Source organism: Sphingomonas sp. DMC6 (assembly GCF_056314225.1).
In genome coordinates, this window is sequence record NZ_JBQUYT010000002.1 from 252,494 (window position 1) to 275,159 (window position 22,666).

18 protein-coding genes are annotated in these 22,666 nt (G+C 65.1%); 9 read left to right on the forward strand and 9 right to left on the reverse strand.

Annotated elements, in window-relative coordinates; translation table 11 throughout:
* Positions 1-24: 24 nt before the first annotated feature.
* Positions 25-4,647, forward strand: a complete 4,623-nt coding sequence (locus ACT53M_RS05025; RefSeq protein WP_476231898.1) for an NAD-glutamate dehydrogenase — start codon at positions 25-27, stop codon at positions 4,645-4,647.
* Positions 4,648-4,709: 62 nt separating this feature from the next.
* Here the strand turns inward: ACT53M_RS05025 and ACT53M_RS05030 are convergent, their stop codons facing one another.
* Together ACT53M_RS05030 and ACT53M_RS05035 are read right to left on the reverse strand one after the other, a co-directional pair.
* Positions 4,710-5,429, reverse strand: coding sequence for a hypothetical protein (locus ACT53M_RS05030; RefSeq protein ID WP_476231900.1), 720 nt, complete (start codon positions 5,427-5,429; stop codon positions 4,710-4,712).
* A gap of 6 nt (positions 5,430-5,435) precedes the next feature.
* Positions 5,436-6,641, reverse strand: a complete 1,206-nt coding sequence (locus tag ACT53M_RS05035; protein ID WP_476231901.1) for a toxic anion resistance protein — start codon at positions 6,639-6,641, stop codon at positions 5,436-5,438.
* Positions 6,642-6,773: 132 nt separating this feature from the next.
* On the opposite strand from ACT53M_RS05035, the gene ACT53M_RS05040 reads away from it, so the two are divergent.
* Together ACT53M_RS05040 and typA are read left to right on the forward strand one after the other, a co-directional pair.
* Positions 6,774-7,322: a DUF3237 domain-containing protein gene (locus tag ACT53M_RS05040; protein WP_476231903.1), complete on the forward strand. Its 549-nt coding sequence runs from the start codon at positions 6,774-6,776 to the stop codon at positions 7,320-7,322.
* A 106-nt stretch (positions 7,323-7,428) separates the two neighbouring features.
* Positions 7,429-9,270, forward strand: a complete 1,842-nt coding sequence (typA, locus tag ACT53M_RS05045) for a translational GTPase TypA (protein ID WP_476231905.1) — start codon at positions 7,429-7,431, stop codon at positions 9,268-9,270.
* Positions 9,271-9,355: 85 nt separating this feature from the next.
* Here typA and ACT53M_RS05050 read toward each other — a convergent pair whose 3' ends face one another.
* A complete protein-coding gene (locus ACT53M_RS05050; RefSeq protein ID WP_476231906.1) occupies positions 9,356-9,880 on the reverse strand; it encodes a rhodanese-like domain-containing protein in 525 nt (174 codons plus the stop codon).
* Positions 9,877-10,206 carry an ArsR/SmtB family transcription factor gene (locus tag ACT53M_RS05055; RefSeq protein ID WP_476231908.1) on the reverse strand — a complete coding sequence of 110 codons (330 nt, stop codon included), beginning with the start codon at positions 10,204-10,206 and terminating at the stop codon, positions 9,877-9,879. The genes ACT53M_RS05050 and ACT53M_RS05055 overlap by 4 nt, the downstream gene beginning before the upstream one ends.
* A gap of 51 nt (positions 10,207-10,257) precedes the next feature.
* Between ACT53M_RS05055 and ACT53M_RS05060 the strand changes: the two genes are divergently transcribed.
* The 4 genes from ACT53M_RS05060 (at position 10,258) to ACT53M_RS05075 (ending at position 13,757) form a co-directional block, all read left to right on the forward strand.
* Complete coding sequence (locus tag ACT53M_RS05060) at positions 10,258-10,605, forward strand: carboxymuconolactone decarboxylase family protein (RefSeq protein WP_476231910.1); 348 nt, start codon at positions 10,258-10,260, stop codon at positions 10,603-10,605.
* 141 nt (positions 10,606-10,746) lie between these two features.
* Complete coding sequence (locus ACT53M_RS05065; protein WP_476231911.1) at positions 10,747-11,541, forward strand: hypothetical protein; 795 nt, start codon at positions 10,747-10,749, stop codon at positions 11,539-11,541.
* Positions 11,542-11,752: 211 nt separating this feature from the next.
* Positions 11,753-12,868 carry a Fic family protein gene (locus ACT53M_RS05070; protein ID WP_476231912.1) on the forward strand — a complete coding sequence of 372 codons (1,116 nt, stop codon included), beginning with the start codon at positions 11,753-11,755 and terminating at the stop codon, positions 12,866-12,868.
* 202 nt (positions 12,869-13,070) lie between these two features.
* Positions 13,071-13,757, forward strand: coding sequence for a hypothetical protein (locus ACT53M_RS05075; RefSeq protein WP_476231914.1), 687 nt, complete (start codon positions 13,071-13,073; stop codon positions 13,755-13,757).
* Here the strand turns inward: ACT53M_RS05075 and ACT53M_RS05080 are convergent.
* Positions 13,666-14,064, reverse strand: a complete 399-nt coding sequence (locus tag ACT53M_RS05080) for an EVE domain-containing protein (RefSeq protein ID WP_476231915.1) — start codon at positions 14,062-14,064, stop codon at positions 13,666-13,668. The genes ACT53M_RS05075 and ACT53M_RS05080 overlap by 92 nt on opposite strands.
* 126 nt (positions 14,065-14,190) lie before the next feature.
* Here ACT53M_RS05080 and ACT53M_RS05085 point away from each other — a divergent pair, with 126 nt between their 5' ends.
* Positions 14,191-14,556 carry a hypothetical protein gene (locus tag ACT53M_RS05085; protein WP_476231917.1) on the forward strand — a complete coding sequence of 122 codons (366 nt, stop codon included), beginning with the start codon at positions 14,191-14,193 and terminating at the stop codon, positions 14,554-14,556.
* A 138-nt stretch (positions 14,557-14,694) separates the two neighbouring features.
* On the forward strand, positions 14,695-14,973 hold the full coding sequence (locus ACT53M_RS05090; protein WP_476231918.1) for a DUF3297 family protein: 279 nt from the start codon (positions 14,695-14,697) through the stop codon (positions 14,971-14,973).
* Between the two features lie 113 nt (positions 14,974-15,086).
* On the opposite strand, the gene ACT53M_RS05095 is transcribed toward ACT53M_RS05090, so the two are convergent.
* The 4 genes from ACT53M_RS05095 to ligA all read right to left on the reverse strand — a co-directional run bounded on the left by ACT53M_RS05095 (position 15,087) and on the right by ligA (position 22,642).
* Positions 15,087-15,890 carry a LytR/AlgR family response regulator transcription factor gene (locus ACT53M_RS05095; protein ID WP_476226572.1) on the reverse strand — a complete coding sequence of 268 codons (804 nt, stop codon included), beginning with the start codon at positions 15,888-15,890 and terminating at the stop codon, positions 15,087-15,089.
* The gene (locus tag ACT53M_RS05100; protein ID WP_476227263.1) at positions 15,887-16,921 is read right to left on the reverse strand and encodes a sensor histidine kinase; all 1,035 of its coding nucleotides are present in this window, start codon (positions 16,919-16,921) and stop codon (positions 15,887-15,889) included. The genes ACT53M_RS05095 and ACT53M_RS05100 overlap by 4 nt, the downstream gene beginning before the upstream one ends.
* 196 nt (positions 16,922-17,117) lie before the next feature.
* Positions 17,118-20,357, reverse strand: a complete 3,240-nt coding sequence (locus ACT53M_RS05105) for a TonB-dependent receptor (protein ID WP_476231920.1) — start codon at positions 20,355-20,357, stop codon at positions 17,118-17,120.
* Between the two features lie 158 nt (positions 20,358-20,515).
* On the reverse strand, positions 20,516-22,642 hold the full coding sequence (gene ligA, locus ACT53M_RS05110) for an NAD-dependent DNA ligase LigA (protein ID WP_476231922.1): 2,127 nt from the start codon (positions 22,640-22,642) through the stop codon (positions 20,516-20,518).
* Positions 22,643-22,666 lie beyond the last annotated feature (24 nt).

The window sequence follows — 22,666 nt, forward strand, 5'->3', positions numbered from 1 at the left end:
CCGCGCGGGCGCATAGCCCTCTATATGAAAGTCATGGAAAAAACGATCATGCGGGCTTTCGAGGAGCGGATCTTCGAAGGTGCCCTGCCCGGAGAGCTGGAAGGTTTTGACGATGCCGAGCGCGCTGACGCGGTCCGCTTCGTCGCAGAGACGGCGACGGAGCGACCGCCGCGCACCGTAAAGCTGCAGCTGGAAACCTATCTCGACGACAATAGCCGGCGAATGCGGCTGGCGGTGATCAACGACGACATGCCGTTTCTGGTCGACTCGATCGCGGGCGCGATCGCTTCGTTCGACCTGGGCATTTTCCGCATTATCCACCCGATCCTGCCCGTGGCGCGCGACGGCCAGGGCCATGTCATCGCCATCGACGAGGCGCATAGCGACGCGCGGCCCGAGTCGATGATCTATATCGAAATGGAGCGCGCCGACGCGCGCACCCGCCGTGGCCTGACGGCCGAGATCGAACGCGTGCTCGAACATGTCCGCGAAGTGGTGGACGACTGGCGCCCCCTGCAACAGGCGATGGGCGGCGATGCCGCGCGTGTCCCTTCGCGCGAGGGCGAGGCGCTGCTGCGCTGGTTCGCCGATGACGCGATGACGCTGCTGGGCCATGAGCGCTGGACGCCCGACGGCGAATCCATCGATCCGCTGGGTCTGGCGCGCTATACCCACGACGTGCCGCTGCTCGCCGAGCCGTCGCGCCAGCTCGCGATCGACTATTTCCGCATCGGCGGCGAGACGCCACTGCTGCTCAAGTCCAATGCCATTTCCACGGTGCACCGCCGGGTGCCGCTCGACATCGTCGTAACGCCGGTCCTGACGGGCGGGGAAGTGACGGGCCTATCGATCCATTATGGCCTGTGGACCAGCCAGGCGCTCAACACCCCGCCGGCAATGGTGCCGATGCTGCGCAACCGGCTCGAGCTGCTGGAGCGCAAGTTCGGCTTCGATCCGGGCGGCCACACCGGCAAGGCGATGACACATGCGCTCACCGGCCTGCCGCACGATCTGACCACGGCGTTCGACATCGAAGCGCTGGAGGATCTGGTGCTGACCGCCATGTCGGTCGCCGATCGCCCGCGTTCCAAGCTGGTGCTGGTGCGCAGCCCGTTGGGCCGCCATCTGTTCGCCTTTGTCTGGCTGCCGCGCGAGCAGGTTGCCGCCGGGCATCGCGAGACGATCGGTCAGATGCTGGTCGAGGCCGCCCATGCGAAGATGATCAACTGGTCGATCGCGCTGGAAGACGGCGTGCTGGCGCAGTTGCGCTACACGCTTGACCTGCGCGGCGACACGACCATGCCGGATGCCGCCGAACTGGACGCACGGATTGCGCGGATGGTGCGCGGCTGGGCGCCCGCGGTCGAGGCGTGCCTGAGCGATATTGCCGGCAGCGGGGCTGCCCGCCTTTCGCTCCGGCTCGCCAACGCCTTTCCCGATGTCTACCGGCTGACCCACACGCCCGAGGAAGCCGCGCAGGACATGGTGCGGATTGGCGCGCTGGAAGATGACGACGCGCGTTCGGTGCGCATCCTGCCGGTGACGGACAAGCCGGGCGAATATCGCATCAAGCTCTACCGCCTGGGTGGCGCGCTGGCGCTGTCCGATGCAGTCCCGGCGTTCGAGAATTTCGGCTTCCGCGTGCTGGAGGAAGTGCCGACCGAACTGAACAACGGCGCCTTCATCCACGACTTCCAGGTGGCGCCGGCAACGCGCAGCGACATTCTGGATCGTGATCCTGCGCTGGTCGAGGCTGCGATCGCAGCCGTTCTCGAGGGCCGCGCCGAAAACGACCTGTTCAACCGGCTAATCGTCGAGGCGGGCCTTGCCCCGCGCGCGGTGGTGCTGCTGCGTGCGTGGTTCCGCTATCTACGGCAGGCCGGCATGCTGTACGGGCTCGGCACGGTCGTTGATGCGCTGCGGCGCGCGCCACTGGTGGCGGCGGCACTGGTCGAACGGTTCGAAGCAGCGCACAATCCGGCGCGCGGTGGCAATGCCGCGCAGATCGAAGCGGCAGAGCAGGCGATCGACGCGGGTCTCGCGCAGGTCTCCGCGATCGACGACGACCGCATCCTGCGCCTGTTCAAGGGCGTCATCCTCGCCACGCTGCGCACCAACGCCTTCGCCCCAGCAGGCGAAGAGGCGCTGGCGTTCAAGCTCGATTCGACCAAGGTGCCGGGCCTGCCCCAGCCGCTGCCTTGGCGCGAGATTTGGGTATACAGCCCGCGCGTGGAGGGCATTCATCTGCGCGCCGGCCCGGTGGCGCGCGGCGGCCTGCGCTGGTCCGACCGGCGTGACGATTTCCGCACCGAAATCCTGGGCCTGATGAAGGCCCAGCGCGTTAAGAACGCCGTGATCGTGCCAACCGGTGCCAAGGGCGGCTTTTATCCGAAGCATCTTCCCTCCCCTGCCGTCGATCGCGACGCCTGGCTGGCGGAGGGTACCGAAAGCTACCGCATCTTCATCCGCGCGCTGCTGTCGATCACCGACAATATCGTCGCGGGTGAGGTGGTGCATCCGGATGGCGTCACCATCCTCGATGGCGACGATCCTTATTTCGTCGTCGCGGCCGACAAGGGCACCGCCACCTTCTCGGACATCGCCAACAAGATCGCGGTCGAACGCAATTTCTGGCTCGGCGATGCGTTCGCGTCCGGCGGCAGCCATGGCTATGACCACAAGGCCATGGGCATCACTGCCAAGGGCGCCTGGGTATCGGTGCGCCGCCATTTCCTGGAAATGGGCATCGATATCCAGTCCGAACCGGTCACGGTGGCCGGTGTTGGCGACATGTCTGGCGATGTGTTCGGCAACGGCATGCTGCTGTCCAAGGCGATCAAGCTGGTCGCGGCATTCGACCATCGCCACATCTTCCTCGATCCCGATCCCGATCCCGCGAAGAGCTGGGCAGAACGCGCGCGCATGTTTGCCCTGCCCCGGTCGAGCTGGGCCGATTACAATCCGGAGCTGATTTCCGAGGGCGGCGGCGTATTTGCGCGAACCGAAAAGTCGATCCCGCTCAGCCCGCAGGTCAAGGCACTGCTGGGCCTGGACGTCGACACTATCGACCCCAACAGCCTGATGACCGCGATCCTGAAGGCGCATGTCGGATTGCTGTGGTTCGGCGGTATCGGCACCTATCTGAAGGCGGCGAGCGAGAGCAACGGCGAGGTGGGCGATCCCGCCAACGACCGTATCCGCATCAACGCCGAGCAGGTGCGCGCGCAAGTGATCGGCGAAGGCGCCAATCTGGGCGTCACGCAGGCCGCTCGTATTGCCTTTGCGGGCAAGGGCGGCCGGCTGAACACCGACTTCATCGACAATTCGGCGGGCGTCGATTGTTCGGACAATGAGGTCAACATCAAGATCGCGCTCAACCGCGAGATGATCGAAGGCCGGCTGGCGTTCGAGGACCGCAACGCGCTGCTCGCCGAGATGACCGACGAGGTCGCGCACATCGTGCTGGAGGACAATCGCCTGCAGACGCTGGCATTGTCGTTCATGGAAAATGACGGGCCGCTCAACCTGCCCAGCTATGTCCGGGTGATCGAAGTGCTCGAGTCGAGCGGGCGGCTGGACCGCGCGGTCGAAGGGCTGGCCACCAACGAGGAGCTGCTGCGCCGCGCGCAGGACGGGCGCGGGCTTACGCGGCCGGAACTCGCCGTACTGCTCGCCTCGGCCAAGCTGGCACTGCAGGATGCGATCGAACAGGGCACGCTGGGCCATGATGCGGCACTGGCCGACGACCTGCATGCCGCTTTCCCGGCAGCCATGCGCGCGCGGTTCGGCACTGCGATCGACGAGCACCGGCTGCGCGGCGAAATTGTCGCAACCAAGCTTGCCAATCGCGTCGTCAACCGGCTGGGCGTACTCCATCCCTTCGAACTCGCGGAGGAAGAAGGCGCTTCGATGCGCGATATCGCCGCGATGTTCGTGGTGGTGGAGCGGCTGTTCGGGCTGCCTGCGCTGTGGGAAGCGGTAGAAACCGCCGCGATCAGCGAAGGTGCGCGCCTTGCCCTGCTGGAAGAACTGGCAGTGGCGGTGCGCGGCCAGATCGCGGATCTGCTGCGCGTCACGCGCCCCGGCGCAAGCCCGGCCGAAGTGATTGCGCGACTGCAGCCCGGCATCGCCGCGCTGGGCGGCAAGACCGAGGACCTGCTGCTCGACGAGGTTCGTGCCCAATCGGATCGCATCTGCGGTCGTCTGGCCGCAGCCGGGGCGCCGGCCGATCTGGTCGAAAAGGTCGTGCGCGTGTTCGAACTGGACGGCGCGATCGGCCTTGCCGATCTGGGCCAGCGCCGCGGTATCGACGAAGTGGTGCTCACGCGCGCCTTCACCTCGCTGGGGCAGGCGCTCGGGCTCGACTGGGCGCAGGCAACGGCGGCGCGGATCAGCACCGGCGATGTGTGGGAACGCCTGCTCATCGCCAGCCTGGCCCGCGACTTCCAGCAATTGCGGCTGGAATTCCTCGCCCGGGTGGATGGAGAAGATCCGCAGGCGGCAGTGCAGGCCTGGCTTGCTACCCACGAGGCACGGGTCGACCAGTTCGCCGGACTGGTGCGGCGCGCGCGCCAGGCGGCGACGCCCAATGCCGCGATGCTCGCGCAGATTGCCGGGCAGGCGCGTGTGCTGCTGGGGCGCGAATAAGTTCAGGCGGATGACCCCGGCAGCAAGCCGGGGTCATCCCCTTTCGGCGTCAGACCGCAGCGTCAGGCGCCGAGGTCTTCGTCCTTGTACTTGATCTGCAGGAAGCGCTGGCGCGTCGCGAGCGCGTCGAGATCGCCCTGCGCCAGTTGCGCGGTCATCTCCGCGATTTCCTCGTCGATCACCTGCAGCCCCTGTGCGAGCTGCTGATCGGGCGTAAGGCCGTTGCGCGGCACGCTGCGCAGGGGTTGCGGCACGCGGTCATAGCCCTTGACCAGTTCGGGCAGTTGCTCGCCGATCAGCTTGCGGACTTCGTTGGCCGCAGACGATTGTTCGTCGAGCCGGGCAAGCTGCGGCGCCAGCGTCTCCAGCTTCACACCGATCGAATCGACCAGGGTGCGCGCCGGTGCGGGCAGCGCCAGTCGCTGCGTTTCCAGCCAGCGTTCGGTGATGGCGGGCAGGGACTTGAGCGGCACCTGCACCAGTTGCTCGACGCGCGGGGCGCTGGTGACCGGCATCGCGGCAAAGAACAGCGTGGCCAGGATCAGCAGCGCCATCACCGCCAGCGCTCCGAACATGCCGATGCCGGTCGGCAGCAGCATGCCGATCACGATCGCAGCAACGATGATGACTGCATCTGCCGCCGCGATCCGGGTGACGCGCGCGATGATCTCCGCCTCGCGCCGCTTGCGGCTGCGCTGGGCGAGCGCCCCTTCGGTGCGGGCGCGGGAGCGTTCGATCAGTTCCTCGCCGCGCGCGAGCAGGCGGTCGACTTCGCTGGACATGCCGGCTTACATCGCCTCCAGCTTGAAACTGTCGGACGGGCCGCCCAGCCGGTTCTGCTCGGCGCCCTCGGCCCGGGCGATATAGCCCTTCGACTTCTCGACTTCGTTCGACAGCGTGTTGACCGTGGTCTTCATGCTGTCGAGCGCCTTCAGCTTGAAGGTGTCGATCGCGTCCATTGTGTCATAGATGTTCTGGAAGGCGCGCTGCAGCGTCTCGACCGGAATGGTCGAGCTCGCGGCCTGTTCGTGGATCTCGGCGGTCTGGCTCTTGAGCAACTGGCCGGTCGAATCGATCAGGTTGGCGGTCGTGGTGTTGAGCGCGGTGATCTGGTCGAGCACCAGCTTCTGGTTGTTCAACGCCTGCGCGACGGTGACGGCCGTGCGCAGTGCGGAAACGGTGGTGGTGGAGGCGCGGTCGACGCCCTTGATCAGCTCGACATTGTTCTTCTTGACGAGATCGAGCGCGAGATAGCCCTGCACCGTCACCGCCATCTGGGTCAGCAGATCCTGAGTGCGCTGGCGCACATAGAAAAGCGCAGTCTCCCGGATCGCCTTCGCCTTGGCAGGATCGGTATGATCCAGCTCGTTGGCGCGGCCCTCCAGCTTCGCGTCCATCGCCTTGGACAGATAGATCATCTGTTCCAGCCGCCCCATAGCGCTCCACAGGTTCGCGCGCTCGGTGGCGATCGCCGCATTGTCCTGCAACAGCTCGTCCTTGCCGTTGGCCAGGCTCTTCAGGATCGCGTTGATATGGCTCTGCGACGACTGGTATTTGCGGAAATAGGTTGTCAATCCGCCGCCGCCGAACAGCTTGGACAGGAAGCCGTCCTTGCCGCCGACCAGCTTGCCGTTGCGCGAGGGATCGAGGTCTTCCACCGTCTTGCGCAGCGCCAGCAGGTCGGCGCCGACGCCGCCGTCGCTGCCCATCGCGCGCACCGGGCGATCGAGGAAGCGGTTCGACTGGCCGGCCGCATCGCGGATTTCCTTCTGGCCCATCGCCGCAATGGCATCGACACGCTTGCCGAATTCGGGTGAGTTCACATCCTGCGCGACCAGATCGTCGATGAAGCCATCGACGCGCTTGTCGAGTTCGGACTTCTTGCCGTCCTCTACCGGTACCAGCCCGGCCGCCTTTTCGGGCGCCACGGCGGGCACGGGATCGGGCGGCGTCAGCACCAGATCCTGTTCGGCCGTCAGAGTCTCAGTCGCCATCGTCGCTCTCCAAACACCTGGCCATAACCATGCAGGCGAAGCACCTAGCCCGCAAGTGTGTCATGTAGACACCACAGTGGCGAAATCAACTTGACGCAAAACCGCATTCGCCGGCCTATTGCGGAAACCGCTATGACGGAGAGGAATATGGACGAGAACAGCATGGGGCGGCGCGACTTGCTGAGCGGGCTTGGCGCGATCGGTCTGGCCGCGGGGGCGGGAAGCGCGCAGGCAGCGGCAGCACCTGAGGCGACGACAAGCCTGGCGCTGGAATTCGCCTATGAAGCGATCGTCACGCTCGCCCCCGGCACGCCCGTCGGCAAGACGCCCTATGGCACGCGCAACCGCATCCCGATCACCGGCGGAACGTTCGAAGGCCCGCGCATCCGGGGCACGGTGCTGGCCGGCGGCATGGACTGGCAACTGGAGCGGCCCGATGGCATGCTCGATGTCTACGCCGATTACATGATGCAGGCCGAGGACGGCACGCTGATCCATGTGGTCAACAAGGGGCTGGTGAGCCGCGATCCCAAGCGGCCCTATATCCGCACCGTGCCGTGGTTCGAAGTGCCGGAGGGGCCGCACGCCTGGCTGAACCAGTCGGTCTTCACCGGCATGATCGGCGCGCCGCCCGCCGGAAAAGGCCCGGCCGTGCGGATTACGGTGCACCGCATCCTGTAACGGGAAAGTCCGGATGGACGGGGCCTGCGCAGGGGCCTTCCCGCGGCGCAGCATTTCGGCTATGGGGCCGCCCGTACGCGCGCTTCCGCGCCAATCAGGAAATCGCATGAACCTCCGTAACGTGGCGATTATCGCACACGTCGACCATGGCAAGACCACCCTCGTCGACCAGCTTTTCCGCCAATCCGGCACCTTCCGCGACAATCAGCGCGTCGAAGAGCGGGCGATGGACTCGAACGACCTCGAGAAGGAGCGCGGGATCACCATTCTCGCCAAGCCGACCTCGGTCGACTGGTCGCCGGACGGCACGGAAGAGAACAGCATCCGCATCAACATCGTCGACACGCCCGGCCACGCCGATTTCGGCGGCGAGGTGGAGCGCATCCTGAGCATGGTCGACGGCGTGATCCTGCTGGTCGACTCGTCCGAAGGCGCGATGCCGCAGACCAAGTTCGTGACCGGCAAGGCGCTGAAGCTGGGCCTGCGCCCGATCGTCGTCGTCAACAAGATCGACCGTGCCGATTCGCGCGTGCAGGAAGTGCTGGACGAAGTGTTCGACCTGTTCGTCACCCTTGAGGCGACCGACGAACAGCTTGATTTCCCTGTGCTGTATGCCTCGGGCCGCAACGGCTATGCCTCGGACGATCCCGACGCGCGCGAAGGCACGCTGACCCCGCTGTTCCAGAAGATCGTCGACCATGTGCCGCCGCCGCAGGTGGACCCGGACGCCGAGTTCAAGTTCCTCGTCACGCTGCTCGACCGCGACAACTTCCTCGGCCGCATCCTGACCGGCCGTGTCGAAAGCGGCACGGTGCGGATGAACCAGGCGATCCATGCCCTCGACGCCGATGGCAATGTGATCGAGACCGGTCGCGCCTCGAAGATCATGTCGTTCCGCGGCCTCGACCGCGTGCCGGTGGAAGAAGCCCGCGCGGGCGACATCATCAGCCTCGCCGGCCTCGCCATCGCCACCGTGTCGAACACCATTGCCGACACGTCGGTCAGCGTGCCGCTGCAGGCGCAGCCGATCGATCCGCCGACGCTGTCGATGCGCTTCGCCGTCAACGACTCGCCGATGGCGGGTCGCGAGGGCACCAAGGTGACCAGCCGCATGATCCGCGACCGCCTGTTCCGCGAGGCGGAATCGAACGTCGCGATCAAGATCACCGAGAGCGACGAGAAGGACAGCTTCGAAGTCGCCGGCCGCGGCGAACTCCAGCTCGGCGTGCTGATCGAGACGATGCGCCGCGAGGGCTTCGAGCTCGGCATCAGCCGTCCGCGCGTGCTGTTCCGCGACGGCGAGAACGGCCGTGAAGAGCCGTACGAGACCGTCGTGATCGACGTAGACGAGGAATTTTCGGGCACGGTCGTCGACAAGATGAACCAGCGCAAGGCCGAGATGACCGACATGCGCCCGTCGGGTGGCGGCAAGACCCGCATCACCTTCTCGGCACCGTCGCGCGGCCTCATCGGCTATCACGGCGAGTTCCTGTCGGACACCCGCGGCACCGGCATCATGAACCGCCTGTTCGAGAAGTACGGGCCGTACAAGGGCAAGATCGAAGGCCGTAAGAACGGCGTGCTGATCTCCAACGGCGCCGGCGAAGCCCAGGGCTATGCGCTGGGTCCGCTCGAAGAGCGCGGTATCCTGTTCGTCGGCCACGGTGAGGCCCTGTACGAGGGCATGATCATCGGCGAGAACGCCAAGACGGAAGACCTTGAGGTCAACCCGATGAAGGCGAAGCAGCTGACCAACTTCCGCGCCTCGGGCGGCAAGGACGATGCGATCCGCCTGACCCCGCCGAAGAAGATGACGCTGGAACAGGCCATCGCGTACATTGACGACGACGAAATGGTCGAAGTGACGCCGAAGAACATCCGTCTGCGCAAGCGCTTCCTCGACCCGAACGAGCGCAAGCGCCAGAGCCGGGCGAAGTCGGCCGCATAAGCGAAGCGGCATCGGTACAGAAAGACCCCTGCCGGCGACGGCGGGGGCTTTTCGTTGGCAGGGGAAGCGGCGACGGTGCCTCGCCCTACGCCGCCCGGTTCCACGGCATCCGCTGGAGCAGCAGGCCCAGCCCGCACCAGCCGCTGAATCCGGCAAAGGCCAGCATGAAGCCGAAGAAGCCCGCCGCGTAAAAACCGGGTGCGAACCCCGCCAGCCCTGCGAGGGTGAAGCCCAACACCAGCAGCCCGACGATCATCTGCACCTGGCGAAAGATCGACACGCGGGGCGCGCCGCCACCCGCGAGCGGCAGCCCCGCCGCCGCCCAGGCCTCGATCCCGCCTTCGAGATTGTGCACGCGGCCGCCGCCCATGCCCTCGGCGAGCGCACACGCCTGGCCGCCGCGCCCGCCCTTCTGGCACTGGAAGATCAACAGCCGGTCGTCCGGCAACGCGGCATCGGCGAGCAGCACCGGCAGCGCGCCCAGCGGCATCGACGCCGCATAGGGAATATGGCTGGCTGCGAACTCGTCGGGCTCGCGCACGTCGATCAGCAGCGCCTCGCCGCGCGCCAGCAGCCGGTGCGCCTCGGGCGCCGAAATCGTTGCGGTCATGCGGGTTCCTTTCCACAGAAATGATCGTGCAGCACCGCCATCAGGTCGCGCACGGCGGGATGGGTGATTGCGTAGAACAAGGTCCGGTGCTCGCGCCGCGCAGCGACGATGCCTTCGTCCTTCAGCTTGCCAAGATGCTGCGACATCGAGGTCGGGGCGATGCCGGTCGCCGCGATCAGCGCGCCGACGCTCTGCTCGCCACCGACCAGCGCACACAGGATCATCAGCCGGTGCGGACTGGCGAGGCCGGACAGCAGCGCAGCGGCGCCCGCCGCCTTCGGCGCCATGGCTTCCATCAGGGGATTTACGAGGGGACTTGCATTCATTCCACTACTATATCAATTCATGAATATGTGAATCAATAGGGAGTTGCCCCGATGGCCAAGGATTATCGCGCGCTCACCCAGGACATCAGCGCCTATTCGGCACAGCTCCGGAAGCTGGTGCCGGAGACGATGACGGGCTTTCACACCATGGCGAAGGCGGCGGGCAGTGACGGGGCAATCGATGCCAAAACCAAGGAGCTCATCGCACTGGCGATCGGCGTCACCCAGCGCTGCGACGGCTGCATCGGCTTCCACGCCAAGGCGCTGGTCGGCATGGGGGCGAGCCGGCAGGAAGTCGCCGAGGTGATGGCGATGTGCGTCTATATGGGCGGCGGCCCGGCGCTGATGTACGCCGCCGATGCGCTGCGGGCGTACGACCAGTTTGCCGAGACGGCGTAGGCGGGAGCCAAGGAGAGATTCCCCTCCCTGCAAGGGAGGCCCCCAGTCACAAGAACAAAGCACGAACTTTTTTCTGTCCTACACGCTTGCGAATCGGTACAGGCTGTCCGGTTGACCATCGCCATCAGGAGGGCAGGACCGATGCAGAACCGCGTTCCCGTGCCGCGCGAGACGCGCGATCTTCCGGCGTTCGAGCCGGTACCCCGCAAGACCAGCCGCCATGACGGCTGGACGCCCGAACGGCAAAAGGCGTTCATCGAGGCGCTGGCCGATACCGGATCGGTGCGGCGCGCCGCCAATATGGTCAACATGTCGCAGGCCAATGCCTATCTGCTCCGCCGGGCCGAGGGGGCGGAGAGCTTTCGCCGCGCCTGGGATGCCGCGCTCGACTTCGGCCTCGCCCGGCTGAAGGACGAAGCGTTCACCCGCGCGATCGAAGGCGAGCTGATCCCGGTGTTCGATCGCGGCAAGCTGATGGGCTTCCGCCGCAAGCGCAACGACGCACTGCTGATGTTCTGCCTGCGCCATTATGGCCAGGACGCGAACGGCAAGCGCACCACGATCAACTATTTCTCCGCCCGCGCAGCAGCCGGGACCGGCGACGGCGAAGCGGCGGCGAGCACGACGACGGTACGCACCGTCATCACCGGCGACGGCGACGTTGCGGACGGCGCAGCACGCGCCGACCGCGCGGCAAGCGCGCTCCAGTCCTTCGGCGGCGTGACGCTGGACGCCGAGGCCGAAGCGGCAATCACCGCAGCGCTGGAAGCCTGCGCCGAACGCCGCGCAGCAGCAGACGCGCAGATCGAACAGGGTGGGGAAACCATGATCGACGCACTGGAAGACGACCCGGAAGAGCATTTCATCCGGGTGGAGGAAAAGATGTCACCCTATCGCGGCGTGATCGAGGCGCCGGGGTGGGAGGTGGATGAGTGAAAGGTGATGGAAACGCAGGCGGCGGCCATCGTTCGAACGGCCACGCCGGTTTCCGTCGGCGTTGACGATCGTCTACGGCCATCAAACGAGTTTGATGTAATCAAAACCCTGTTTCACGATCATCAACTGGTGTAGCGTTCAACAGACGATCATCAAAAGCCCGCCGCGACGTGCGCGCCTTGAACACGCGCTCATGCGAAGGAGATACCCGTTGCCCGTTTCCTACCACGAGGGGCGATTTCCCCCCGCCACGTTGGATCTGGGCGGATTGTTTCCGCTGGTCGGTCCAGCCAATGCCGCAGTTGCGCGCTATGAGGGGGTGCTGTCCGGCATTCCCAATCCCGATATTCTGCTCTCCCCCCTGACTGCCCGGGAAGCAGTGCTTTCGAGCAAAATAGAAGGTACACAGGTCACGCTGGGCGAGGTGCTGGAATTCGAGGCGCAGGGCCATCTATTTGACGAGAGCACACCCAAAAAGGCAGACGCGCGCGAGGTTCTGAACTATCGCGCTGCGCTGCGCGAGGCGGAAAACCTGATGGCGCAGCTTCCGCTATCCCAGCGCCTCGTCAAGGCAACGCATCGCGTGCTAATGGATGGCGTGCGCGGCCGACACAAGGATCCGGGAGAATACCGCCGCGTTCCCAATTGGATCGGGCCGGCAGGCTGTACAATCGAGCAGGCACGCTTTGTGCCACCCGGTGTCGATCGCATCGAGAGCGCAATGGCGGGGTGGGAGGCCTATATCCATGCCGATGCGCCCGACAGACTGGTGCAACTGGCTATCGTCCATGCCGAATTTGAATCGATCCACCCGTTTCTCGACGGCAACGGGCGCATCGGGCGGCTGATCATTCCACTCTTTCTGTACGCACATGGGCTGCTCTCGCGTCCCAATTTCTACCTCTCCGAATATCTCGAGGCCAATCGCGACGAATATTACGACCGGATGCTGGCAGTGTCTAAGGACGACGACTGGAGCGGATGGGTCGCCTTTTTCCTGCGCGGCATTATCGCGCAGGCCGAAGCCAACACGCAGAAGGCGCAAGCAATCCTGGCGCTGCATAAGGACAAGCGCGATCGGGTAGTGGAGATTACCCACTCGCAATATGCCGTGCGCGCGCTTGACTGGATTTTCCAGCGCCCGGTCTTCCAGACTCCGGACTTCATCGCCTCCGCCCAGATACCGCCCGCGACTGCGCGCAAGATCATCCGCGACCTGCGCGACAACGGCATGCTACGCGAGCTGGCGCCCGCCGCCGGACGGGCGCCAGCGACATTCGTGTTTCCGGAGCTGCTGAATATTGCAGAGGGTCGGGAAGCATTCTGATGGCTGGTGCAGATTGCGCCGTCCGTCCTGGCAGAGAGCGAAGGTAATCGGCATCGCTGTATGCTCTGCCGCCATCGAGTGCGCTGCATTATGTCACAGCCCGACCAGCATAGGGGAAGCGACGACGCGGCTGCATCACCAAAACCCGCTTCCCCCCGCGCCCCGGCCATGGTCTATTCGCCCGTCTTCCCGGGAGGTGCCGATGTTGCTGGTTGCGCTGTTGTGGTTGGCCCAGACGGTCCAGGATCATGCCGCCCCCGCCCCCAGGGCGCAGACCGTCGCCACCAGCGCCACGGCCAAGGCGCCGGAGCAGGTGGCCGGCAGCGGGCAGCGCTGGTCGATCCTTGCCGATCCCTGCGCCTCGGCCAAAACGGGGGCCTTTGGCGAGCCCGACGAAGTGGTGGTGTGCGGCAAGGGGCTGGACATACCGCGCCTGCCGCTGCCGGGCGATCGCGGGCCGCCGGACCGGCCGATGCCGAGCAATCCGGACGGGCGCGGCAGCGATGCACTGGCACTCACCCAGGCTCCCTGCGCGACGCGGATGGAGGGGTGCCTGGTCGGCGTCGACGTGTTCGGCGCGGGCACGGCGGCGGTGCGGCTGATCGGCAAGGCGATCAACCCCGATAGCTGCTGCGAAGAGCCGGGCGAATCGACCAATTTCTTCAAGCTGGTGGGCGATGCCGGCAAGGGCGTCGGCCGGATGTTCCGCAAGAAGCCCGACAAGTCGAACCGGATACCGATCAATCTGGACGACCCGGCCTGGACGCCGGAAACCGCGATCGCAGCGGCAGCGGGTGCTAGCCGCCCATCTCCAGCAGCGCTGCCCACTCCTGCGGCCGCACCGGCGTCACCGACAGACGCGACTGGCGCAGCATCTCGAGGGCCGTAAGCCGCGGCTCGGCCTTGATGTCGGGCAGCGGCACCGGCCGGGCGAGCGGGCGCACCGGCTTTACCGCGACGCTGGCCCATTTGCCGTCGTCGCCATCCGGCTGCCAGGCGCGGGTAATCTCCATGATGCCCACGGCCGCCTTCTGGATGTTGGAATGGTAGAAGATCGCCTGATCGCCGGGCACCATCTCCTTCAGGAAATTGCGCGCGGTATAGTTGCGCACGCCGTTCCATTCGGTGGCGCCGTCGCGGACCAGATCGTCCCACGAATAGGCATCGGGCTCAGAGCGAAGGATCCAATAGGCCATGCCGCTCGTTAGCCGCCTAAACCGCGGCTGAATACCCGATTCCGCACCGGTTCAGCCAGGCTGTGCGAAACGCACTTGCATCGGCGCCGGCGGGTGCGCGGCGCCGCGAGGTTGAGGAGACGTTCGATGACCCATCTGGGCAAGAAACTGGTGCTGGGCGGGGCGCTGGGTGCCACGCTGCTGACCGCGCTGGCGCCGGCGGCCGAGGCGCAGGACTGGCGCTGGCACCGCCGCTGGCACCATGATGATACCGCCGGCGTCGCCGTGGTGGCGGGTGTGGCCGGGCTGGCGCTGGGAGCGGCGCTGGCGAACGACCATCGCTATGACTATGACCGCCGCTTCTATGCGGAGCGCGGCTATTATCCGACCGATGGCTATTGGTATCGCCACGATTATTACCCGCGCTACTATCGCTATTACGATAGCTGCTACGTCCGCCGCGTGTGGGACCCCTATATCGGCCACCATGTGATGGTGCGGTACTGCGACTGATGCCGCGCCGCGCCCGCCAGCGGTGCGCATCGATCCTTCCATAAAGGGATTGGTGCGCGCCGCCGCGTGCGCAGGCCGGAACCCGCGCTCGCACGGCCATCTTGAACCTGCCGCCGATTAGCGGCAATAGCGCGGGCCATGAGCGATACTCCTCCCGACCGGCTTTCCGTCAATCCGAGCAGCCCCTATTTCCAGCGCGAGCTGCTGGAACGCGGCGTCGGCATCAAGTTCAAGGGCGTCGAGCGCCGCGATGTCGAGGAATATTGCATTTCCGAAGGCTGGGTGCGCGTGGCGCTCGGCAAGAAGACCGACCGCAAGGGACAGCCGCTGACGATCAAGCTGACCGGCCCGGTCGAAGCCTGGTTCCAGAGCGGCGGCGCGGAAGCCGCAGCGGAAGAGGACAGCGCCGAGGGCTGAACCCGATACCGGGGGGCGCAATCACCCTCACCCTTCCGCCGCTTCGCGGCTCCCTCCCTCTCCCAAGGGAGAGGGAGGGACCCACCGCCTTCGGCCGCGGAAGAATGCCGCCCTCAGTGTACGAAGCGCGCCACCACGTCGCGATACGAGCGCGATACCTTCACCTGCGCGCCCGAGTTGAGCACCAGGAAGCATTCGCCATTGGTGTGCGGCTTCACCTGGCGGACCAGGTCCAGATTGACGATCGTCGAGCGGTGGACGCGCTGGAAGCGGCGCGGATCGAGCCGCTTTTCCAGATCCTTCATCGTCTCGCGCAAGACGAGATTATTCTCGCCGGTATAGATCACCATGTAATCGCCGGCGGCATCGATCCGCTCGATCGTGTCGACATCGACGCGGAAAATCTGGCCGCGATCCTTGATGTTGATGAGCTTTTCGAAGCGGTTGGCCGACAGTTCCGGCGCATCGCCGGTCGCCAGTTCCTCGGCGGCGTCGGGCGCCACTTCGGCCAGCACTTCCTTCAGCTTCTCGACTTCCTCGACGCCGCGCTTCTCGGCAAGCCGCTGCCGGACCCGGTCGAGCGTGGCGGCCAGCCGCGCCTCTTCGACCGGCTTCATCAGATAGTCGATCGCCTGCGCCTCGAACGCGCGGATCGCGTGATCCGAATAGGCCGTGACGAACACGAACAGCGGCGGTTCGACTTCCATCAGCCCCTGGACGACGGAAAAGCCGTCGAATCCGGGCATCTGGATGTCGAGAAAGACGAGGTCGGGCTTATGGGTCTTGATCGATCGGATGGCCTCGCGGCCATTGGAGCATTTGTCGATGATTTCGACATCCTCATGGCTCTCAAGGCGGAGCTCCAGCCCCTGAATCGCCAGGGGTTCGTCGTCGACGAGGATGGTACGGATGGTCATGCGGCCTCTCGGTTCGGTTCCTCAAGCTGGAACGGTATCTCGATCTCAACGCTGAAACCTTCCCCGGGTTTCGTTTGCGTCTCGAAACGATGGTCAGGCCCGAAAGCCTGCGCCAACCGCTCCCGTATATTGGCGAGCCCCACGCCGGTGGAAAGCGTCGGCCTCGGCCGCGCTTCGATCAATCCCGGACCCGTATCGGATACGGCGATCTGCACCCTATCGCCGGTGAGCCGAGCCGTGACGGTGATGTCCGCCCCCTCTTCCTGCGGCGTCACGGCATATTTGATCGCGTTTTCGACCAGGGGCTGGAGCAGCAGCGACGGCAGCCGCGCGCGGGCGCAACGCGGATCGATGTCGAAATGCGGTCGCAGCCGCTCGTCGAAGCGCATCTTCTCGATCTCGAGATAGAGCTTCAGCGTCTCCACTTCCTGCGCCAGCGTGACATGCGCGGTCGGCTCGTTCGCCAGCGTGTAGCGCAGGAAGGACGACAGGCGCGACAGCATGACATTGGCGCGCTCGGTCTGCTTCAGGAGCACCAGCGTCGAGATCGAGTTGAGCGTGTTGAACAGGAAATGCGGGTTGAGCTGGTAGCGCAACATCGCGAGCTGCGCGCTCGACGCCTGGTTCTCCAATATCTGCATCTGGTCGATCTGCTGTTCGACGATCAGATAGAAATTGATGCCAAAATAGAGTGCGGACCAGCCCGCCAGCACCGTGAAGGTGAGGAAGCTGTAGCCGAGCACGCGGGCGAGCGTGACGCCCGGATCGGGCGCGGTGAACGAATAGGTGAAGGCCTCCAGCACCGCATAGACCAGAGCGGCCGCAGCCAGGCTCACCAGCGTCAGCAGCACGGCGGGGATGCGCGGCAACCGGCGATACTGGCCATAGGCGGCCGAGAGCAGCAGCGTCAGGCAATAGCCGACGATCGCCTCGATGATCGCCTTGATGATACCTTCGAAGGAAAAGCCGTTCGACACCGAAGAAACGGTGCGCAGCAGCAGATACCCGCTCCACCCGGTTGCCTGGAGCATCCAGAAGGCGCGGCCCTTGTCTTCGAAAAAGGGGCGGGACAGGAATCCCGGCCGCTTCAGTGTCTGCGGCACGCGCCGCGTATCGGGGTCAGCTTTCTTGGCCACCCTGTGCCTCTATCATCCCTCGCCCAAAAGCAAAACCGCCGCCCCGGGTTCCCGGGACGGCGGTGTTGTTACGACTTGTCGTGCGTGTGGATCAGAAGCTGAACTTCGCACCCAGACGGATCGAGTAGAGCGACGAGCCGTTCACGGTGATCAGCTGATCGGCCAGGAACGTGTCGCTGCTCGGGGCCGAATAGACATACTGACCGCACGGATTGGTGCCGACCTGCTTGCACGCGACCTTCGCCACCACGTCGGTGAAGGGGAAGAAGTTGCGAAGCTGCTCGCCCCACTTGTGGTTGATCAGGTTCGGCAGGTTCTCGATATCGGCGAAGACCGCGATACGCGACTTGCCGATAAAGGTCGGGATCTGCTGCTCGACGTGAAGGTCGATCTTGGTGAACCACTTCGAGTTGAACGCATTGCGCGGCGCGACGCGGCCGAGATAGTTCTTCAGACCCGTGGTGTTGATGATCTGCTGGATGCGATCCTGCGTGGCCTGGCTGTCGTAAGTGACGAGCGGGTCGTTCGTGCCGTTCGGAACATAGAACAGGAAGCGGCTGGTGTTGCCCGAAGTACCGAAGACATTGCCGCGGCCGTTCGTCGTACCAGCTTCCTGCATCGTGTAGCTGTAGGGCGAACCGATACGGGTTTCGCCGAACAGGTCGATGCGGGTCTTGTAGTCGCCGAAGAACGCATGTTCGAAGGCGACATCATATTTGAACGAGTAGCGGACTTCGTCGTTCGAATGACCGAAGGCACCGCTGTTCGCATCCATATAGGCCGTGTTGCCATAGTTCGACGACGCGATCGATGACGTCACCGCAGCCTGGTCGCGCACATCCTGGTAGGTGAAGCTACCGAAGATGCTGAAGCCGTTGTCCCACTTCTTGTTCAGGCTGACGACGCCGATATAGCCATGACCGCGGGTGGTGTTGCCGAGAATGGAGTCGGCATTGCCCGACGGACCACCCTGGCTGGCGGGCGTCAGATCCTGATAACGCTGGCGGCCATCGGGGGTCAGCGAGCCCACAATCGGAACGGCGCGACCGTCGCGATAGAGGATGCCTTCGCGAGTCTTCGAAATCAGTGCGTTGGCCGAGATGATCCAGCCGTCGCCCAGACCACCGAGGTTTAGGTTATAGGTTGCCGTCAACGACCCGCGCCACTGCGACGGAATCTTGAAGTTCGGGTCGAGCGCCGCAACCGGGGCATTCTTCAGACCGTTCAGCGCCGCCGTTGCCCCTGCCGGAACCTGAGTGAGGCTGACGTTGGTCAGATACGCAGGATTGGTGGCAGTGCTAAGCAGCACCGGCTGCACGCCGCTCGAAGAAAAGCTGTTGCCGATATACACGTCCGGCGTGCCACCGCCGAAGATACCGACACCGCCACGCACGGCGAGGCGGGGCGTCGCCTTCCAGTTGAAGCCGACACGCGGCTGGAACAGGCCGCGACCGCCGATAAAGGCAGTGTTGGCAAAGCCTTCACGCGCGACGAACGCCTGGTTGAGCAGCGGGCGATTTTCGCCGCCGAACAGATCGTAGCGCGCGCCATAGGTCAGCGTCAGGCTCGGCAGAACCGTCCAGTCATCCTGAATGCCGAAGGTGTGGGTGGTGTAGCCGAATGCTGCTGCCGCATCGTTCGGGTTACCCGTGGTGGCATTGGCATAGCCGAATTCCTGCGCCGTACCGGCCTGGAACGCAGCGATCGAGTCGAAATAATAGGCGCCATAGGCACCGGACGAGATGCCTGTTGCGCCCGGGTTCGCCGTCTGGCCGATGAACAGGTTGTAGTTCCGGACGTGCTGATAGTCATACAGCATGCGGATGCTGTGATTGCCGAGCGAAACGCGGAGCACTTCCTTGAAATCGAAGGTCTTGGTGTGCAGCACGTTGGTCTGCGCCGAACCGAGCGGGCCTACCGACAGCGACGTCACGTTCGACGAGCACTGGGTGGGGTTACCGACGGTGATCGCATTCGCCGCACCCGGATCGGTGCAGACCACGGCTAGCGCAGTCTTGGCGAGCATAGGGTTCTGACCGCTCTTATAGTCCTTGTAGAGAACCTGCGTTTCGGTCGAGATGGAGGGCGACCAGGTGGCGTTCCAGGTCGCAACACCGGCCCACATGCGGTTGGGCTTGATATAGTCGTTCGACAGCGTCGACTGATTGGTGGCGGTGTTGAAGCCCAGCGTGTTGATCTGGTCCTTGGTGTACATGCCGGTGATCGCCAGGCGCTGGCCTTCGGCGATATTGGCATCGATACGGCCGACGATGCGATCGTCACGGTCGTCCTGATTAGTCAGACGACCGCCAGTGTTCACGCCATACTTGCTCTGGGCGATGCTGGCGATCTGGTCATAGGTCGCCTGTGTCAGCGAGTTCGCGGCGATGTTGAAGGGGTTGTTCGCCCGGACGCGCTCGGCCGAAACCATGAAGAACAGCCGGTCCTTGATGATCGGGCCGGACAGCGTGGCGCCGAAGTCCTTGCTGGTGAACTTGGGCTGCGGCGCATAGCCGGTAGGATTAGTCACATACGGCTTCAGATGCTCGCCGGTCAGACCATCGCTGCTGATGGTGTAGAAGGCGCTTCCCGAGAAGCTGTTGGTACCCGACTTCAGGATCGCGTTGACAACGCCGCCCTGGAAGAAGCCGTCGCGGATATCGTACGGCGCGACGCGGGTCTGGAACTCACCGATCGAATCGATCGGAACAGGGCCGCGACGCGACGGCAGCGCGTCCGGGTTCAGGCCGAAGCTGTCGGTGATCGGCACGCCATCAACCGTGAAGCGGTTGAAGCGCGGATTGATGCCGGCAAAGGTGACCTGGCGGCCGGTCGACTGCGAGGTGTCTAGCGTGGCGAACGGATCGCGGCGCATGAGGTCGCGAATGTCGCGGTTGACCGAGGCGACGCGCGAAATCTCGTTGGCGCTGAGTACAGTAGCCGGGCCGGAACCGATTACGCCGGCACCCTTCACGCGCGCTGCGGTAACGACGACCTCACCCTGCGAGGCGACTTCGACCGGCAGGCTGAAGGGCTGGCCAGCAACAGTGAAGATGTCGGTGACGCTGGATTCGCCGGCGGCGCTCGTAACCTTCACGGTGTAAGGACCGCCAACGCGGAGACCGGCTGCCGTGAAGGCGCCGTCCGAAGCAGTCGTGACCTTCGACACCGTGCCCGAGGGAACGTGCGTGACGGTTACCGTCGCACCGGCGACGGGAGCGCCACCGGAAGTGACTGTGCCCTGGATGGTGGAGGTCGTTTCCTGCGCCATCGCAGCGGCCGGAATCATCAGGGCAGCAACAGCCGCGCCCGCAAAAAGCATGCTACGCATGTAAAATGGTTCCCTTTTCGGTGTGCAAACTCGGCACTTCACGCGGTGAGTTTCACCGTCATGACCGCCCCCATGACCGTCTTTTATGTCGCTTCCATGACAGTCAACAGGCGAAGCCGTTCATCTGCCATTAACCTGTGCTGCGTTGCAAAAAAACATCACCCGGAAGCGGCGACAATAGCCAGCCATTGCTCTTCCGAAATGACTTGCACCCCCAGCTCGGCGGCTTTTTTTAATTTCGAGCCCGCGCCGGGACCGGCAATCACCAGGTCCGTCTTGGCCGATACCGAACCCGCGACTCGGGCCCCAAGCTGCTCGGCCTGCGCCTTGGCCTCGTCGCGGCTCAGCGCCTCCAGCGTACCGGTGAATACCAGTGTCTTGCCGTTCACTTCGGAAGCACGGGTTTCCACCACGAAGGGCGGCGGCGCGACTTCGCCAAGCAGATCGCTCCACACCGCGCGATTATGCGGCTCGTGGAAGAAATCGGCGAGCGCCTGGCCCACTGCGGTGCCGACATTTTCCACGCCGATCCGCTCGGCAATCGCCTTGTCGAGCCGGGCGCGGTGCTTGGCATCATTCTCGCCCAGCGCAGGCGGAGTCACATCGCGCAGCGCGATCAGATCGTCGGCCAGCGCCTCGATCGCGGGGAGCGTCGTATAGCGCTTGAGCAGGTCGCGCGCGGTGATCGCGCCGATATGGCGAATGCCCAGGCCGAACAGCAGGCGCGCGGCATCAGGTTCGCGCTTCGCCTCGATCGCGGCGAGCAGGCCGTCGACCGATTTTTCCTGCCAGCCTTCGCGGCCCAACAGCGCCTCGCGGTGCCGGGCGAGGCGGAAGATGTCAGCCGGTTCGGCGATCCAGCCTAGGTCGAGCAGCTCCACCAGCGTCTTCTCGCCGAGCCCATCGATGTCGAGCGCGCCGCGGCTGACGAAATGCTTGAGCCGCTCCAGCCGCTGGGCCGGACAGATCAGCCCGCCGGTGCAGCGGATATCGACTTCGCCTTCCTCCGCCACCGCTTCGGACTGGCAAATCGGGCAATGGCCGGGGAAGTGCCACGCCGGTCGTTCGACATCGCGGGTCAGATTCTCGACGATTTGCGGGATCACGTCGCCGGCGCGTTGCAGCACCACCCGGTCGCCGGGGCGCACGCCGAGGCGCGCAATCTCGTCGGCATTGTGGAGCGTCGCGTTGCTGACGACGACGCCGCCCACCGTCACCGGCTCCAGCCGCGCGACGGGGGTCAGCTTGCCGGTGCGGCCGACCTGGATGTCGATGGCGAGCAGGCTGGTCTGGGCGCGCTCGGCCGGAAACTTGTGCGCAAGGCCCCAGCGCGGCGCGCGGCCGACATAGCCGAGCCGCTCCTGCCAATCGAGCCGGTCGACCTTGTAGACCACGCCATCGATGTCGAAGCCCAGGTCCGCCCGCCGCGCCTCGATCGCGCGATACTGGGCAAGCGCATCGGCCAGCGTCGGCGCGTGGACGAACAGGTCGGATACCGGAAAGCCCCAGCCGCGGATGCGGGCGATGGCATCAAACTGTGTCTCGGCAAGCGGTTCGCTCACCTCCCCCCAGCCCCAGGCGAAGAACCGCAGCGGCCGGGTAGCGGTGACGGCGGCATCCTTCTGGCGCAGCGATCCGGCGGCGGCGTTGCGCGGATTGGCGAACTGGCGCGCTTCCTTGCCCGCCGCCTCGGCCTCTTCGAGCAGCCGGGCGTTGAGCGCGGCAAAATCGGCCTTGGCCATATAGACCTCGCCCCGCACCTCGCAGATGGCGGGTGCACCGGCGATCCGCTCCGGAATGTCGGCGATGGTGCGGACATTGGCGGTCACATCCTCGCCGATCCGCCCGTCGCCCCGCGTCAGCGCCTGCACCAGCACACCGTCTTCATAGCGGAGCGAACAGGAGAGGCCGTCGATCTTGGGCTCGGCGGTGAGTTGCAGCGGCTCATCTTCGCCAAGGCGGAGGAAGCGGCGCACACGGCCGAGGAAATCGGCGGCATCCTCGTCGTTGAAGCCATTGTCGAGGCTGAACATCTGCCGCGCATGGGCAACCTTGGCGAGATGCCCCGCCGGCGCGGCCCCCACCTGACGCGAAGGCGAATCGGCGCGGATCAGGTCGGGAAACGCTGCCTCGATTTCGGCATTGCGGCGGACCAGCGCGTCGAACTCGGCGTCGCTGATCTCCGGCGCATCCTCGCTGTGATAGCGCCGGTTGTGGTGCGCAATCTCGGCAGCGAGCCGTTCCAGCTCGGCAGCGGCGTCTTCGGGCATGCGGGGCAGCGTCATGCCCCAGCGCTAGGGGATGGCAGG

Bases quoted from the DNA above. Each gene is read 5' to 3' on its own strand.
- ligA (WP_476231922.1), bottom strand. From the start codon at position 22,642: ATGACGCTGCCCCGCATGCCCGAAGACGCCGCTGCCGAGCTGGAACGG.
- ACT53M_RS05060 (WP_476231910.1), top strand. From the start codon at position 10,258: ATGGCCAAGGATTATCGCGCGCTCACCCAGGACATCAGCGCCTATTCG.
- ACT53M_RS05030 (WP_476231900.1), bottom strand. From the start codon at position 5,429: ATGTCCAGCGAAGTCGACCGCCTGCTCGCGCGCGGCGAGGAACTGATC.
- ACT53M_RS05035 (WP_476231901.1), bottom strand. From the start codon at position 6,641: ATGGCGACTGAGACTCTGACGGCCGAACAGGATCTGGTGCTGACGCCG.
- ACT53M_RS05065 (WP_476231911.1), top strand. From the start codon at position 10,747: ATGCAGAACCGCGTTCCCGTGCCGCGCGAGACGCGCGATCTTCCGGCG.
- ACT53M_RS05050 (WP_476231906.1), bottom strand. From the start codon at position 9,880: ATGACCGCAACGATTTCGGCGCCCGAGGCGCACCGGCTGCTGGCGCGC.
- typA (WP_476231905.1), top strand. From the start codon at position 7,429: ATGAACCTCCGTAACGTGGCGATTATCGCACACGTCGACCATGGCAAG.
- ACT53M_RS05100 (WP_476227263.1), bottom strand. From the start codon at position 16,921: ATGCTCCAGGCAACCGGGTGGAGCGGGTATCTGCTGCTGCGCACCGTT.
- ACT53M_RS05095 (WP_476226572.1), bottom strand. From the start codon at position 15,890: ATGACCATCCGTACCATCCTCGTCGACGACGAACCCCTGGCGATTCAG.
- ACT53M_RS05090 (WP_476231918.1), top strand. From the start codon at position 14,695: ATGAGCGATACTCCTCCCGACCGGCTTTCCGTCAATCCGAGCAGCCCC.
- ACT53M_RS05025 (WP_476231898.1), top strand. From the start codon at position 25: ATGAAAGTCATGGAAAAAACGATCATGCGGGCTTTCGAGGAGCGGATC.
- ACT53M_RS05075 (WP_476231914.1), top strand. From the start codon at position 13,071: ATGTTGCTGGTTGCGCTGTTGTGGTTGGCCCAGACGGTCCAGGATCAT.
- ACT53M_RS05105 (WP_476231920.1), bottom strand. From the start codon at position 20,357: ATGCGTAGCATGCTTTTTGCGGGCGCGGCTGTTGCTGCCCTGATGATT.
- ACT53M_RS05055 (WP_476231908.1), bottom strand. From the start codon at position 10,206: ATGAATGCAAGTCCCCTCGTAAATCCCCTGATGGAAGCCATGGCGCCG.
- ACT53M_RS05080 (WP_476231915.1), bottom strand. From the start codon at position 14,064: ATGGCCTATTGGATCCTTCGCTCTGAGCCCGATGCCTATTCGTGGGAC.
- ACT53M_RS05085 (WP_476231917.1), top strand. From the start codon at position 14,191: ATGACCCATCTGGGCAAGAAACTGGTGCTGGGCGGGGCGCTGGGTGCC.
- ACT53M_RS05040 (WP_476231903.1), top strand. From the start codon at position 6,774: ATGACGGAGAGGAATATGGACGAGAACAGCATGGGGCGGCGCGACTTG.